The organism is Bordetella flabilis (assembly GCF_001676725.1).
Lineage (GTDB): Bacteria > Pseudomonadota > Gammaproteobacteria > Burkholderiales > Burkholderiaceae_B > Bordetella_C > Bordetella_C flabilis.
On sequence record NZ_CP016172.1, the window covers coordinates 3660048 to 3674609 of the forward strand.

Annotated in this window: 14 protein-coding genes; 7 read left to right on the forward strand and 7 right to left on the reverse strand. The window is 68.1% G+C overall.

Annotated elements, in window-relative coordinates:
* Positions 1–18 precede the first annotated feature (18 nt).
* Genes BAU07_RS16055 through BAU07_RS16065 form a run of 3 tightly spaced genes read left to right on the forward strand, consistent with a single transcriptional unit; the run spans position 19 to position 1678 of the window.
* The gene (locus BAU07_RS16055; protein ID WP_066659519.1) at positions 19–402 is read left to right on the forward strand and encodes an I78 family peptidase inhibitor; all 384 of its coding nucleotides are present in this window, start codon (positions 19–21) and stop codon (positions 400–402) included.
* 47 nt (positions 403–449) lie between these two features.
* Positions 450–800, forward strand: coding sequence for a GFA family protein (locus BAU07_RS16060; RefSeq protein WP_066659521.1), 351 nt, complete (start codon positions 450–452; stop codon positions 798–800).
* Positions 801–835: 35 nt separating this feature from the next.
* On the forward strand, positions 836–1678 hold the full coding sequence (locus tag BAU07_RS16065; RefSeq protein ID WP_066659523.1) for an aldo/keto reductase: 843 nt from the start codon (positions 836–838) through the stop codon (positions 1676–1678).
* A 30-nt stretch (positions 1679–1708) separates the two neighbouring features.
* Here BAU07_RS16065 and BAU07_RS16070 read toward each other — a convergent pair whose 3' ends face one another.
* The 6 genes from BAU07_RS16070 to BAU07_RS16095 all read right to left on the reverse strand — a co-directional run bounded on the left by BAU07_RS16070 (position 1709) and on the right by BAU07_RS16095 (position 6628).
* On the reverse strand, positions 1709–2599 hold the full coding sequence (locus tag BAU07_RS16070; protein WP_066659525.1) for a DMT family transporter: 891 nt from the start codon (positions 2597–2599) through the stop codon (positions 1709–1711).
* A gap of 96 nt (positions 2600–2695) precedes the next feature.
* The gene (locus BAU07_RS16075) at positions 2696–3436 is read right to left on the reverse strand and encodes an AraC family transcriptional regulator (RefSeq protein ID WP_066659526.1); all 741 of its coding nucleotides are present in this window, start codon (positions 3434–3436) and stop codon (positions 2696–2698) included.
* A gap of 221 nt (positions 3437–3657) precedes the next feature.
* Positions 3658–4386 carry a transporter substrate-binding domain-containing protein gene (locus BAU07_RS16080; RefSeq protein ID WP_198168935.1) on the reverse strand — a complete coding sequence of 243 codons (729 nt, stop codon included), beginning with the start codon at positions 4384–4386 and terminating at the stop codon, positions 3658–3660.
* A 130-nt stretch (positions 4387–4516) separates the two neighbouring features.
* Complete coding sequence (locus BAU07_RS16085) at positions 4517–5245, reverse strand: amino acid ABC transporter ATP-binding protein (protein WP_066659530.1); 729 nt, start codon at positions 5243–5245, stop codon at positions 4517–4519.
* Positions 5229–5882 carry an amino acid ABC transporter permease gene (locus tag BAU07_RS16090; RefSeq protein ID WP_066659531.1) on the reverse strand — a complete coding sequence of 218 codons (654 nt, stop codon included), beginning with the start codon at positions 5880–5882 and terminating at the stop codon, positions 5229–5231. Before BAU07_RS16090 ends, BAU07_RS16085 begins: the two co-directional genes overlap by 17 nt.
* Positions 5879–6628: an amino acid ABC transporter permease gene (locus tag BAU07_RS16095; RefSeq protein ID WP_066659532.1), complete on the reverse strand. Its 750-nt coding sequence runs from the start codon at positions 6626–6628 to the stop codon at positions 5879–5881. Before BAU07_RS16095 ends, BAU07_RS16090 begins: the two co-directional genes overlap by 4 nt.
* Before the next feature lie 387 nt (positions 6629–7015).
* On the opposite strand from BAU07_RS16095, the gene BAU07_RS16100 reads away from it, so the two are divergent.
* Together BAU07_RS16100 and umoC are read left to right on the forward strand one after the other, a co-directional pair.
* Positions 7016–7771 carry a 2OG-Fe(II) oxygenase gene (locus BAU07_RS16100; protein ID WP_066659533.1) on the forward strand — a complete coding sequence of 252 codons (756 nt, stop codon included), beginning with the start codon at positions 7016–7018 and terminating at the stop codon, positions 7769–7771.
* 66 nt (positions 7772–7837) lie between these two features.
* Positions 7838–8296 (forward strand): lysozyme inhibitor LprI family protein, encoded by a 459-nt coding sequence (umoC, locus tag BAU07_RS16105; protein ID WP_084025819.1) that lies wholly within the window; start codon positions 7838–7840, stop codon positions 8294–8296.
* Here the strand turns inward: umoC and BAU07_RS16110 are convergent.
* A complete protein-coding gene (locus tag BAU07_RS16110; protein WP_066659534.1) occupies positions 8293–9213 on the reverse strand; it encodes a LysR family transcriptional regulator in 921 nt (306 codons plus the stop codon). The genes umoC and BAU07_RS16110 overlap by 4 nt on opposite strands.
* Positions 9214–9336: 123 nt before the next feature.
* Between BAU07_RS16110 and BAU07_RS16115 the strand changes: the two genes are divergently transcribed.
* Positions 9337–9948, forward strand: coding sequence for a LysE family translocator (locus BAU07_RS16115; protein ID WP_066659535.1), 612 nt, complete (start codon positions 9337–9339; stop codon positions 9946–9948).
* 143 nt (positions 9949–10091) lie between these two features.
* Positions 10092–14525 carry a DEAD/DEAH box helicase gene (locus BAU07_RS16120; RefSeq protein ID WP_066659536.1) on the forward strand — a complete coding sequence of 1478 codons (4434 nt, stop codon included), beginning with the start codon at positions 10092–10094 and terminating at the stop codon, positions 14523–14525.
* Positions 14526–14562: the final 37 nt, after the last annotated feature.

Below are 14562 nucleotides of genomic sequence, written 5' to 3' on the forward strand. Positions count from 1 at the left end.
CGAAGCTTAGGGGTTCGCATGATCTGGAAGCTCATCCCTGTCGTCCTGCTCGCCGGCCTGACCGCTTGCGCGAACACCGGCCGTTCCACGTCGTCGGCCGATACCAGCGATACGACGGCATCCTCCACGTCTTCTTCCACCACCGGCGCAGGCGGTTATGGCGGCGGTTCAGACGGCTACACGACCTTTTCCAGTAACCAAATGTGCGATGCACAGCCGGTGCAGAACCTGATCGGCACCCGGCTCACGCCCGATGTGGAAAGCAAGATCCGCCAAGCCTCGTCATCGTCAAAGACCCGCGTCCTGAAGCCGGGCGAGGTCATGACCATGGAATACGACCCGCGCCGGATCAACCTGATCCTGGACCAGCAAGGCGCCCTGTCGGCGCTGCGCTGCGGCTGACGCCCAGGCTTGCCGCCTTGGGGCGCACCGGCTCTCCCGGACAGCGTATGAAACAGACGTACCACGGTTCCTGCCACTGCGGCGCGGTGCGCTTCGAGATCGATGCCGACCTGGACCACGTCCGGGTATGCGATTGCTCGATGTGCCGGCGGCGCGGCGCGCTGCTGCACAGGATCGCCGATCAGGACCTGCGCCTGCTGACGGCGATGGACGCGTTGTCGGAATACCGCTGGCACACGAAGGCCGCGCGGGACTATTTCTGCAAGGTATGCGGGATCCAGCCCTTCCGCCGCCCGCGCACCGCGCCGGAGCAATGGAGCGTGAATGTGCGCTGCCTGGACGGCGTCGACCTCGACGCGATTCCGATAACGTACACACACGGCAGCCGGTTGGCTTGACGGCGCGACCGGACCGCCACAACCGGAGACAGCTCATGCCCTCCACCCGCACGCTGGTCTTTCGCGATGGATGGTCGGTGCCCGTCCTGGGCCAGGGGACCTGGTTCATGGGAGAGTCCGCGCAGCATGCCGACGCCGAGATCCGTGCGCTGCAGGCCGGCATCGACGCCGGCTTGACGCTGATCGATACGGCCGAGATGTACGCCGACGGGCGCGCGGAGGAAATCGTGGGCCGCGCCATCCGGGGGCGGCGCGACGGCGTCGCGCTGGTCAGCAAAGTGCTGCCGGGCAACGCTTCCCGGCGCGGCGTCGCGCAGGCCTGCGAAGGCAGCCTGCGCCGCCTGGGCACGGACCGCATCGACCTTTATCTGTTGCACTGGCGTGGCCCGCATCCCCTGGCGGAAACCGTCGAGGCCCTGGAGCGCCTGGTTGGCGACGGCAAGATCGCGCGATGGGGCGTCAGCAACTTCGACACGGACGACATGCAGGAGCTGGCCGGACTGCCTGGCGGTGACGCGGTCCAGGCCAACCAGGTGCTCTACAACCTGGGACGCCGCGGCATCGAATACGATCTGCTGCCGTGGTGCCGGGCGCGCACGGTTCCCGTCATGGCGTATTCGCCGATCGAGCAGGGCCGCCTGCTGCGCGACCCCGCGCTGGGACGGGTGGCGGCGCGCCACGGCGTGACCCCGGCGGCGGCCGCGCTGGCCTGGGTACTGCGCGAGCCGGGCATCATCGCCATCCCGAAAACGTCCTCCCTGGAACACCTGAAGCAGAACCTGGCATGCCTAGAGCTGTCACTCGCGGCCGAGGACCTTGCCGAACTGGACCGGGCCTTTGCCCCACCGCGGCGCAAGCGTGCGCTGGAGATGCTGTAGCGGGCCATCGCGCTGCACGCGACGCCGGCATCAACGACGCCGTCGCGTCGCCGTGGCGACCACCGATCCCCCGATGATGAGCAAGGCGGACAGCAACAGCGTCAACCGTGCCGGCGTTTCCCCAGCCGCCACCAGCAGTACCGTGGACAGCAACGGCGCCAGATAGGACAGCGGCCCCAGCAGCGCCAGATGGCCGTGCTTGGTGGCATAGTCCCACGCCAGGAAGGCCAGCCCGGTGGGACCGAGCCCCAGCAATACGATCGCCGCCCATTGCGCCGCGCCGACCGGCACGGTGGTCTCCAGCAGGACATGGCAGATCGCGCCCGCCACCGCGACCAGGCCGCACACGCCGACCATCATGCTGCTGGGCGCACTGGCATAGCGGCGGTTCAAGACCGAATAGCCAGCCCATATCACGGCGCAGCCGAAGGCGGCCGCGATGCCCGCCACCGGCCACGCGGCGCCGCTGCCCTCGCCGCGTTCCAGCGCGATGAGGGCCGTCCCGGCCAGGCCCAGCACGGCGCCGGCCAGGTGACGTGCGTACAGGCGCCCCCCCGCCAGTGCCGAGAAAAGCACGATGAACAGTGGCCACAAGTACGCGATCAAGCTGGCCTGCGCGGCCGGCGCATGCGACAGCGCATAGAAATACAGCGCGTGGTAGCAGAAAATGCCGCTGAAACTGAGCAGCCACGGCCGCAGCGGTTGCCGCATGTCGGCCAGCGCGGCGCGGCCGCGCGGCAACAGCACGGCGACCCCGCCGGCAAAGGCGACGCCGAAGCTCAGCGCGAGCAGCTGGAACGGAGGCAGCGCGCCGGTGCGAACGGTCAGCAAGGCCAACGCCGCCCAGAGCAGGATGGCGATCACCCCGATACCCGTCGCCCGCGCCGCCGATCCGGCATGCCCCGTGGTCGCTGCTTGCACCGCCCGCTCCTTTACACGTGTCGAGGTCCGCAAGCATACGCGCCGACGCGTGGGTGCAGTTGTCCAGGATTGCGCGGTTTTGTGCCAGGAACGGTTCTAGAGCCCGGGGCCGGATCCCTTCATGCCTCGACGGTAGGCCGCGGGCGTCACGCCGCGCGATCGACGCAACCGTCGCGTCAGGGTGCTCTGGTCGGCGTGGCCGGTGCGCCGCGCGATCTCGGCAATGGGCAGGGAGGTGGCCGCCAGCAGGTGCTGGGCACCATCCAGGCGCAGTTCCGCCAGCGTGTCATGCGGCGTCCGCCCGAGGCGGTCGCGGAATAGCCGGTAGAGGCGGGTCGGGCCGGCGCCCGCGGCGCGGGCGATATCGGCCACCGTCAGGTCGCGGTCCAGGTAGCGGCGCATATGCCGCAGCGCGCGTTCGACGATGGCCTCGTCCGCGCCGCGCGGCATAGGACGCGGACCCGTGAGGGTCGCCAGCAGCAACGCTCCCCAGGGCTCGCGCATGGCGGCGGGGATATCGTCCTGGGCACCGACGCCGCCGAGGAAATCGAGCAAATGCTGCAAGGGCGGCGAAATGACGAAAAACGGGGAATCGATGCCCTGCACGGCTTGCGCGGGCACGTCCAGCACCACGAAGCTGTTCGGGCCGCGCGCCCAGAAGGCATGGTCGCTGCCCGCCGGGATAAAGGCGCCGCGGCCCTGCGCCACGACGCCGCCGCGGCCGTCTATATCCAGATGCAGCGCACCGGCGCGCGGCAGCACGATCTGGTGGAAATCGTGCTGATGCAGTCTGACCTCGTCGTCGTAGCGCCGCAGGCTGAGCTGGTGTGCCGTCATGCAGGGGAAAGCGGTTAAGGTTGCGGGTCGAGCGACGAGCATAACGAAAACGGCACGCCGCTCCAAGCGCGGCCCGGGCCGGCGCTTCGACACGGGAAGGGCCCCGCCCCGGATATGTCCGGCGCGAGGCTCCTTCGACTGTGGACAGGCCATCCCGGCCCCGTGCCGGTCGGTTCGGCGGGCAACGCCAATACCAGCCAACCGGCGCGGGGACCCCGTTCCTAGCCCTGCGCCTGCGTGATGCGGGCCGGCAGGTCGCGGCCGTGATACTTCTTGTAGATGGCGTTCAGCTTGCCATTCTTCAGGTTCTCGCGCACCCATTGATCGACCCAGTCCTTGAGCGCCGGCTGGTTCTTCTGGATGGCGATGCCCAGGTCGAAATCCTTCTGCTCGAACTTCATTTCCAGGTTGCGCCGGGGAGCGCGCTTCTGCATTTCGGCCAGGTTCGACGGAGTACTGGAGAAGATATCGATCTGCCCGGTGACCATGGACGTAATCAAGGTGGCGTCGTCCTCGTAGCGCTTGATATCGGCGCCCTTGGCCAACTGGGTGGTGATGCTGTCGTTCACGGTGGCGCGGGTCAGGCCGATGGTTTTGCCTGACAGGTCGGAATACCCCGCGATCTTGATGTCCTTGGGCGCGCCCACGATCAGCGAGATCACGGCGTAGGGCACGGAGAAGTCCACCACCTGGGCCCGCTCGGGTGTGATGGACAGGTCGGCGACCACCAGGTCGGCACGCCGCGCCTGCAGGGTCGGCACGCGCGCGGCGTTGGTGACCTGCACGATCTCCAGCTTCACGCCCAGGTCCTTGGCCAGCAATTGCGCGGTGTCGACATCCGAACCGGTCGGCTTGAGGTTGTCATCGACATAGCTGAACAGGGGCGTGCCCATCGCGATGGCGACGCGTATCTTGCCCGCCTTCTTGATGTCGGCCAGTTCGTCCGCCATGACGGCGTGCGCGCTGCCTGCCAGCAACAGCGCGGCGGTGCAGCCGCGCAGGAACAGGCGTTTGAGTTTCAAGTGTGTCTCCTCGGATAGCCGTGATCGGCGTTGATGAAAGGGTTGCGGGCCGCGGGCACTACAGGCCGTTGCCCAGGAAGGCGCGCAATTCGGGCGTGCGCGGGTCGTCCAGCATGCTGCCATCGCCGACTTCCCACACCTTGCCCTGGTGCATGTAGATGATGCGGTCGGCCACGCGCTTGGCGAAGGCCATCTCGTGGGTCACCAGCAGCATGGTCATGCCGCCGGCGGCCAGGTCTTCCATGACGCGCAGCACCTCGCCGGTCAGCTGGGGATCGAGCGCGGAGGTGACTTCATCGAACAGCATGACCTTGGGCGACATCGCCAGCGAGCGCGCGATGGCCACGCGCTGCTGCTGGCCGCCGGAAAGCTGCTCCGGATAAGCGTCCGCCTTCTGGGCCAGGCCGACCTGCTCCAGCACCGACAGCGCGATGCCGCGCGCTTCGTCGCGGGGCTTCTTCTTGACGTGGCGCAGCGCCAGCATGATGTTCTCCTGCACCGTCAGGTGGGCGAACAGGTTGTAGCTCTGGAACACGATGCCGACCTCCAGGCGTAGCTGGCGCAGGTCGACACCCGGGTCGTCGACGCGGATGCCGCAGACCTCGATACTGCCCTGGTCGATGGTTTCCAGACGGTCGATACAGCGCAGCGCCGTGCTTTTTCCGGATCCGCTGGCGCCGATCACCGCGATCATCTCGCCCTTGGCGACCTCGAACGAGACGCCTTGCAGGACCTGGTTCGAGCCGAAGCGCTTGTAGACGTCGTCCAGCTTAACGATTGCCGACATTCAGCTTGTTCTCCATCGATTGGCTCCAGCGCGACAGCGGATAGCACAGCAGGAAGTAGAAGGCCGCGACCAGCCCGAAGACCAGGAAGGGCTCGAAGATCGAGTTGTTGATGATCTGGCCGGCGCGCGTCAGTTCGATGAAGCCGATCACCGACGCCAGCGAGGTCATCTTGATCAGTTGCACCAGGAACCCGACTGTCGACGGCAAGGCGAGCCGCACGGCCTGCGGGATGATGACCAGGCGCAGCGTCTGCCAGCGCGTCATGGCCAGGCATTCCGAGGCCTCCCACTGCGGCTTGGGCATGGCGTCCACGCAGCCGCGCCAGATGTCGCCCAGATAGGCGCTGCTGTAGATCATCAGCGCCAGCCCCGCGGCCACAAGCGCGGGCACCTCGTAGCCGTAGAACGACAGGCCGAAGTAGACGATGAACAGCAGGATCAGCAGCGGGATACCCTGGATGATCTCGATATACAGCAGCGCCGCGGTGCGCAGCCAGGGTCGCGCCGAAATGCGCGCGAGCATGATGGCGAAGCCGCCGATGCTGCCCAGCACGAAAGCAAGCACCGACAATGTCAGCGTCCAGCCGATCGACTGCACCAGGTACCAGAAGTGGGCCATCGTAAAACCGTGCATCATGCTGCTCCGCGCCGGATGGCCGATGACACGCTGGCGCGCCGGGACGCCGCCCTGCCCGCCTGCGCCGCCGCGCGTCGTACGACGCGACGGCGCTTGAAGGCGTATTCCCCGATGGCCCACGCCGCCAGCTTGATCAGCAGCGACAGCGCCAGGTACAGCGCCGCCACGACGATATAGGTTTCGAGCGAACGGAAGGTGTCGGACTGCACGGTATTGGCGATCGCGGTCAGTTCCTCGGCCGAGATCTGCGAGGCCACCGCGGAGGCCTGCATCATCAGCAGGAATTGGCCCGTCAGTGCCGGGTACACCTTCTCGATCGAAGGCTGCAGCATCACGTGCCAGCCGATGCGCCACCGCGACAGGCCCAGGCACTCCGCGGCTTCGATCTGGCCACGCGGCACGGCCTCCAGGCCCGCACGGATGATCTCCGCCGCATAAGCGCCGATATTGAAGACCATGGCCAATACGGCCGCCGTGAAGGTGGGCAGGCGGATACCGGCGCTGGCAAGCCCGAAGAACAGGATGAAAATCTGTACCAGGAAAGGCGTATTGCGGATCGCCTCGATATAGATGCCGCAGACGCGGGCCAGGAACCGGTAGCGGCTGCGTTTGGCGAAAGCCACCGCGGTGCCCAGCATGACGCCGAAGAAGATCGCCACGGCCGTCATCTTCAGGGTCAGCCAGGCGCCTTCGAGGAACACCGGCCAGTACGGCCAGAGGCTGCTGAAATCCAGGGAAAAGCTCATCGCGCGCTCTGTCTCTTTCTTTATGGATCCACGCTCGTGGCGTGGCCGCTTCTTGGATCGCGCGCCGCCTGGCGCCGGTGGGACGAGACGGTAAACGCGCCGCAAAAAATATAGCATCGATGTACGACAACGTACATGGTGGGTATACCCCAACACACTGACTTCACATTGCTGTCGCCTAGCTGAACGCAGACTAAATCGCCGCGACCGGAGCTACGCAGCAGCCTAGTCATACGATGACCTGCCGCGCTCCATGGGGCAATATTCGGAGTGCGCCCAGGGCGCGCCGCTCCTAGACTGGCGGTTCGCTGATCGCCATCGCAGCCGGGCTTTACGCAGTCCATGCCCTTGCCAGCGCCATTGCCATCGCCGCACCGAGGTTCCCCCATGCATGCCGTCTCACACGCCGACCCGCCCCCGATCGCCGACCGCCTGGCCGGACCGCCCGCCGGCCTGGACGCCCAGGATTGGCAGGCCATTGCCGCCGACCTGGACAGCCGGGGCAATGCCGTCCTGCCAGCGCTGCTGTCGGCCGGACAATGCGAGGCCCTCGCCGCCTGCTATGACGACGAAGCCCGCTATCGCAGCAGGATCGTCATGAGCCGCCATGGCTTCGGGCAAGGGGAATACAAGTATTTCGCCTATCCCTTGCCCGGCATCGTCCAGGCCCTGCGCACCGAAGCCTATGCCTGCCTGGCCCCCATCGCGAATCGCTGGAACGCGGCGATGGGCAGCCCGGTGCGCTATCCGGCCTCCCATACCGGCTTCCTGCGGCGCTGCCATCAGGCGGGGCAAGGCCGCCCCACGCCCCTGCTGCTGCGGTATGGGACGGGCGACTACAACTGCCTGCACCAGGACTTGTACGGCGAGCACGTGTTCCCCTTGCAGATCGCCGTCCTGCTGTCCGCCCCGGGCGTGGACTATGCCGGCGGCGAATTCGTGCTGACCGAACAGCGTCCGCGCATGCAATCGCGCGCGGAGGTCGTGCCGTTGCGAAAGGGTGATGCGGTGGTTTTCGCGGTGAACGAACGTCCGGTCCAGGGCACGCGCGGCGTCTACCGCGTCAAAATGCGCCACGGCGTCAGCCGGGTGCGCGAGGGCCACAGGCACGTCCTGGGTGTGATCTTTCACGACGCCGCGTGAAGCCCGCGTGTCGGCGCGGGGCGCGGCCCCTACAATCGGCCACAGCGCGTGGCCGCAGCATGCTTTATGAACAGCCAGAAGAAGGAGTACGCCATGGAATTCAGCGCCTGGAATAGCCGCCATATCGTGCGGGTCGCATTCGGCATGTCTATCGCGCTGGCCTGCGTCGGCGTGCGGGCCGAACCGGCCGCCACGGCGGAATTGAACGCGTGCGAGGCCGCCATCGGCAACCAGCCGCGCACCGCCATGCAAGCCTGCCTGTCCTCCCGCTTGAAGAACGCGCAAGAGAACCTGCAGCGCGCCTATGCACGCGCCCGCGATGAATTGAAAGCGATCGACTCGTCCGCCACGCCGCACGCACTGCAGGCATTGAAGGCGTCCCGGGAAAGCTTCAATGTCTTCATGGACAAGGAATGCAAGCGGCAGGGCGCCGCCATGCTGGGGGGATCCGGCTCGGGCGACGTCGAACTCGCGTGCCAGGTAGCGTTGACGCGGTGGCGCGCCGACGCGCTGCGCCAGGACTAGGACATCGCGGGCGGCTCGCCAGGATCGTCCTGCCGGCGCAGATGGTCGCCGACATAATCCAGGAAACAGGCGATGCGCGAGGCCAATTGGGTATTGCGGTAGTACACGGCATGCACGGGCTGCCGCACCTCGACGGTATCGCGCGCCAAGACCTGCACCAGGTCGCCCCGCCGCCTGTCCTGGCGCGTCATGAAGTCCGCCAGGCACGCCACGCCCTGGCCGTCCAAGGCCAGTTGACGCAGGGTTTCACCGCTGGACGCGGCCAGGGATGGCCTTATCTGCAGGCTGTCGCCCAGCGGATGCCGCAGCGGCCAAAGGTTCAGTGACTCGGGCTGCGTAAAGCCCAGCAGGCTGTGATGTGCCAGCTCCGCCGGGTCGGCCGGTTCGCCATGGGCCCGCAGATAGGCCGGACTTGCCAGGACGCGCAAGGCATTGGTGCCCAGGGGGCGTGCATGCAGGGTGGAATCCCGCAACGGGCCGATGCGGATCGCGATGTCGGTACGCTGTTCCAGCAGGTCGATGATCTGGTCGCTGGTATGCAGCTCCAGCGCGATGTCCGGGAAGCGCTCGCGAAAGCCGCCCACCAGCGGCACGATGACATGGAGCATGAACGGCGAGGCGGCGTTCACCCGAAGCAGGCCCGCCGGACGTTCGCGGCGCACCGCCATCTGCTCTTCCATGGCGTCCACGGATTCCGTGATGCGCCGCGCCTCGGCCAGGAACAGCCTGCCCTCTTCGGTCAGCGCCAGCCGCCGTGTCGTGCGCTGCAGGAGAGTCGTTTCCAGCTTGCGTTCCAGCCGGCCCAGGGACCGGCTGATCGCCGAAACCGTCTGGCCCAACTGCGTCGCGGCCGCGGTGATGGAGCCAGTGTCCACCACCGTGATGAAGGTCTGCATTTCGTCCAGGGTCGTCTTCATGCCGGCATGTTAGCCGCAGATGCCGGGCGACGTGCCGGCCCGGGCATTCCACTGGGCGGCGCTTGCGGGCACAATGCCGTGTCAGCCATGGCGCCTGGCCGCGCCAACCGGATGGAGACAGCCATGAGCATCGAGTTCCTGATCACCTCGCTGATCGTCGTCGCGTCGCCCGGCACCGGCGTTGTCTATACCGTCGCGGCCGGGTTGGCGCGCGGGACGCGCGGCAGCGTCATCGCCGCCATAGGCTGCACCATCGGCATCATTCCCCACATGGTTGCCGCCCTGACCGGCATCGCCGCCCTGCTGCACACCAGTGCACTGGCCTTCCAGCTGCTGAAATACCTGGGCGTGGCCTACCTGCTATACCTTGCGTGGCAAAGCCTGAAGAGCGACGGCGCCCTCAACGTGGAAAGCGATATGGCGCCGCGTTCCGCCTGGCGCGTCATCACCTCCGCCGTCCTGGTGAATCTGCTCAATCCCAAGCTATCGCTGTTCTTCCTTGCCTTCCTGCCGCAGTTCATCGCCCCGCACGAAGCGTCGCCGCTGGCGCGCATGCTGGAGATGAGCGCCGTCTTCATGGCCATGACCTTCGCGGTGTTCGCGCTGTACGGCGCGTGCGCGGCGCGCGCCAGGGACCACATCATTTCGCGGCCCGCCGTGCTGGCCTGGATGCGGCGCGGATTCGCGGCAGGCTTTGTCGTGCTGGCCGCCAAGCTGGCCGTTACGCGGCAATAGCCGCGTGCTTGCGGGGTGCGGCGCGCTCGCGGCCGGCCCGATACGCGGGAAACGCACCGGCGACGCCCGCAGGGCGCGGGCCACAGCCGGATGCCGGAGCCACGCCGGTTGACTTTGGCGCGCACGCCCCGATATAAGTAGCCATGACCGCCCTTCGCGCCGGCGCCGACGCGCTGGACGCCTTCCATCCCGCCGTCGCCAACTGGTTCCGTCGCGCCTTCCCCGGCCCGACGGCCGCGCAGCAGGCCGCCTGGCCGCTCATCCGTGGCGCCCGCCCCACCCTGATCGCCGCGCCGACCGGTTCGGGCAAGACGCTGACCGCATTCCTGTCGGCCATCGATCAACTGGTGCGTGACGGCCTTGCCGCCGGGGGGCAACTGCCGGACGCCACGACCGTCGTCTACATCTCCCCACTGAAGGCGCTGTCCAACGATATCCGCGTCAATCTGGAAGCGCCCCTGGCGGGCATCAGGGAAGAGCTGCACCGGCAGGGCCTGCCCGATCCCGGCATCCGCACCGCCGTGCGCACTGGCGACACCACCGCGCAGGACCGCCTGGCCATGCGCAAGCGCCCCCCGCATATCCTGGTGACCACGCCGGAATCGCTGTACGTGCTGCTGACCTCAGCCGGCGGACGCGCCATGCTGGCCACCACGCGTACCGTGATCGTCGATGAAATCCACGCCGTCGCGGGAACCAAGCGCGGCAGTCACCTGGCGCTGAGCCTGGCGCGGCTGGATGCCCTGTGCGAACAACCGCCCGCCCGCATAGGCCTGTCCGCGACGCAAAAGCCGCTGGACGCGGTGGGACGTTTCCTGGCGGGTACGCAAGCCGGCGGCGATTGCGCGATTGTCGACATCGGCCACCATCGCAGCCGCGACCTGGCCATCGAGATGCCGCCCGTACCGTTGGAAGCCGTCATGGCCAACGATGTATGGGACCTGCTGTACGACCGCATGGCCATGCTGGCCGCGGAGCACCGCACCACCCTGGTGTTCGTCAACACGCGCCGCATGGCCGAGCGCGCCGCGCGCCACCTGGCGGACCGCCTGGGGGCCGAAGCCGTCGCGGCGCACCACGGCAGCCTGGCCAAGGAACATCGCCTGCATGCCGAGCAACGCCTGAAGCGCGGCGATCTGAAGGTGCTGGTCGCCACGGCGTCGCTGGAACTGGGCATCGATATCGGCGACGTCGACCTGGTCTGCCAGGTCGGCTCGCCACGTGGCATTTCGGCACTGTTGCAGCGCGTCGGCCGCGCGGGGCACCAGGTCGGCGGCACCTCCAAGGGCCGCCTCTTTCCGACGTCGCGCGACGACCTTGTGGAATGCGCCGCGCTGCTGGACTGCGTGCGCCGCGGCGAACTGGACCTGCTCCATATCCCGCGCGCTCCTCTGGACGTGCTGGCGCAGCAGATCGTCGCCGAGGTCTCCTGCCGCGAGTGGCGCGAGGACGATTTGTACGCGATGATGCGGCAGGCCGACCCTTATGCGGAACTGCCACGGGCGCGCTATGACGCGGTCCTGCGCATGCTGGCCGCCGGCCATATGGGACGCCACGGCCAACGCGCGTCCTATCTGCATCGCGACACGGTCGCCGGTACCGTGCGGGCGCGGCGCGGCAGCCAGCTCAGCGCCATGACATCCGGCGGCACCATTCCGGACAATGCCGACTACACGGTGCTGCTGGAACCCCAGGGCTTGAACATCGGCACGGTCAACGAGGACTTCGCCGTGGAAAGCCTGGCGGGCGATGTCTTCCAGCTGGGCAACACGTCGTATCGCATCCTGCGCGTCGAAGCCGGCCGCGTGCGGGTCGAGGACGCCCACGGCATGGCGCCCAATATCCCGTTCTGGCTGGGCGAGGCGCCCGGACGCAGCGACGAATTGTCGGCGGCCGTGGCGCGGCTGCGCGCGCGCGTGGACGCCCTGCTCGATCCGGCCCACGCCCTTGCCGAGCCCGCGCCGGGCGGCAGCGCCGCGGGCGATTCCATGCTGGAGGACGCCACCCATACGCTGGCGGAGGAAATCGGCTGCGGCATCGCGGCGGCGCGCCAGATCGTCGAATACCTGGCGCGCGCCCGTGCGGCGCTGGGCGTGCTGCCCACGCAGGACACCTTGGTGCTGGAACGCTTCTTCGACGAGTCGGGCGGCATGCAACTGGTGCTGCATGCGCCGTTCGGCAGCCGGGTCAACCGCGCCTGGGGCCTGGCCCTGCGCAAGCGCTTCTGCCGGACCTTCAATTTCGAACTGCAGGCGGCCGCCACCGAGGACGCCATCGTGCTTTCGCTATCGTCGGCGCACAGCTTTCCGCTGGATGAAGTGTGGTCTTACCTGCGCTCCGCCAATGCGGAGCGGGTCCTGGTGCAGGCGCTCCTGGACGCACCGCTCTTCAATGTGCGCTGGCGCTGGACCGCTGGCGTGGCGCTCGCCCTGCCCCGCTACGTCGGTGGACGCAAGGTCGCCGCACCCTTGCAACGCATGAAAAGCGAGGATCTGCTGGCAGCCATCTTCCCGGACCAGGCGGCCTGCCTGGAAAACGTCCAGGGCGAACGGGAATTGCCCGACCATCCCCTGGTCCAGCAGACCCTGGACGACTGCCTGCACGAAGCCATGGACAGCGCCGGATGGCTCGCGGTCCTGCGGCGCATCGAACAAGGGCAATGCCGGCTGCTTGCGCGCGATCTGCCGGCGCCCTCCCCGCTGGCCATGGAGATCCTGAGCGCGCGCCCCTATGCCTATCTGGACGACGCGCCGCTGGAGGAACGCCGCACGCAAGCCGTCATGACCCGCCGCTGGACCGACCCTGCCAGCGCCGGCGATCTGGGCGCGCTGGACGCCGAGGCCATCGCGCGGGTGCGCCAGGAAGCCTGGCCGGAAGCCCGCGATGCGGACGAAATGCACGAGGCCCTGGCCGACCTGGCCTGCATTACGGCCGCGGAGGCCGCTGCGAACAGCGGCTGGCCAGCATGGCTGCGCCAGCTCGCCGAAACCGGGCGGGCGTGCCGTCTGCACATCGCGGCCGACGCGACGCTGTGGGTGGCGCTCGAACGCCTCGGCTGTCTGCTCGCCGCCTACCCCGACGCGCGCCGCGAGCCGCCGCTCCAGGTACTGCCCGAGGACACCGGGTGGGACGAAGACAGTGCACGCGTGGAGATCCTGCGCGCGCGCCTTAGCGGCAGCGGACCGGTGACGGCCGATGTGCTGCGGCAGGCGCTGCGCTGGCCCGCATCCGCCATCGCTGCGGCGCTGGCGCGACTGGAACACGAAGGCGCTGTCATGCGCGGTCGGTTTACCCCCGGGGCGAGCGACGAAGAATGGTGCGAACGGCATCTGCTCGCGCGCATCCATCGCTACACCATCAAGCGGCTGCGGCAAGAGATCGAACCGGTGTCGCGGCAGGACTTCATGCGTTTCCTGTTCGAGTGGCAGCATCTGTCGGCCGATACCCGGCTGCGCGGCCCGCAGGCACTGCCCCAGGTCCTCGATCAACTGGAAGGCTACGAAGCGCCTGCCGGGGCTTGGGAAAGCGAGCTGCTGGCCGCCCGCATTGGCGACTACGAACCCGCCTGGCTGGATGACCTGTCCCGATCGGGCAAGATCACCTGGATGCGATTGTCGGGGCTGGTCCGCCCGGCGGGAAACCGGCCGGGCGCGGGACCGGTCCGGGCGACACCCATGGTGATCCTGCCGCGCAGGCATCTTCCCCTGTGGCAGGCGCTGCCGCATCTGGCGGGCGCCGCCCCGCTTTCGGCACGCGGGCAGGCAGTGCATGACGCGCTGCGCGCGGGCGGGGCCATGTTCTTCGACGAGTTGCTGGCCGACACGCGGCTGCTGCCCAGCCAGCTTGAAGAAGCCTTGGCCGAACTGGTGGCCGCGGGCCAGATCGCCGCCGACAGCTATGCAGGGCTGCGGGCGCTGCTGACGCCGGCATCCAAACGGGGGGCCCATGCGGGGCGGCGGCGGCGCGGAGCCATGCCTGCCCCCCTGGAGATGGCGGGGCGCTGGGCGACCGTGCGACGGCCCGGCCCCGCGCAGGAAGGGGTGGACCGCAGCATCGGCCCGCGCACCGGCGCGGCGCGTCGATCCGCCGTCGAACCCGCCACGCTGGAACATATCGCGCGCGTGTTGCTGCGCCGCTATGGCGTGCTGTTCTGGCGTGTGCTCGAGCGCGAGGCTGACTGGTTGCCTCCATGGCGGGAATGGCTGCCGGTCCTGCACCGCATGGAAGCGCGGGGCGAACTGCGGGGCGGACGGTTCGTCGCGGGCCTTGCCGGCGAACAGTTCGCCTTGCCGGAAGCCATTCCGCTGCTGCGCGACATTCGCCGCCGGCCCCTGGACGGAACGCTGGTCCGTGTATCCGCGGTCGATCCCTTGAATCTGTGCGGCACATTGCTTCCCGGCGACAAGGTACCCGCGCTGGCCGGCAACCGCATCCTGTTCCGCGACGGCCTGCCTGTGGCCACTTGGATCGCCAGGAAACCGCATTACGACCCGCAGCTCGATAACGAGGAACGCGAACGGGTGCGCCACGCACTTATCGGCGCCGTTCAGCGCAGCGTGGAAACCGAAGAAGCCTGACGGGCCGCCGCTATACTTGCGCCATCCCAGGCCAGCG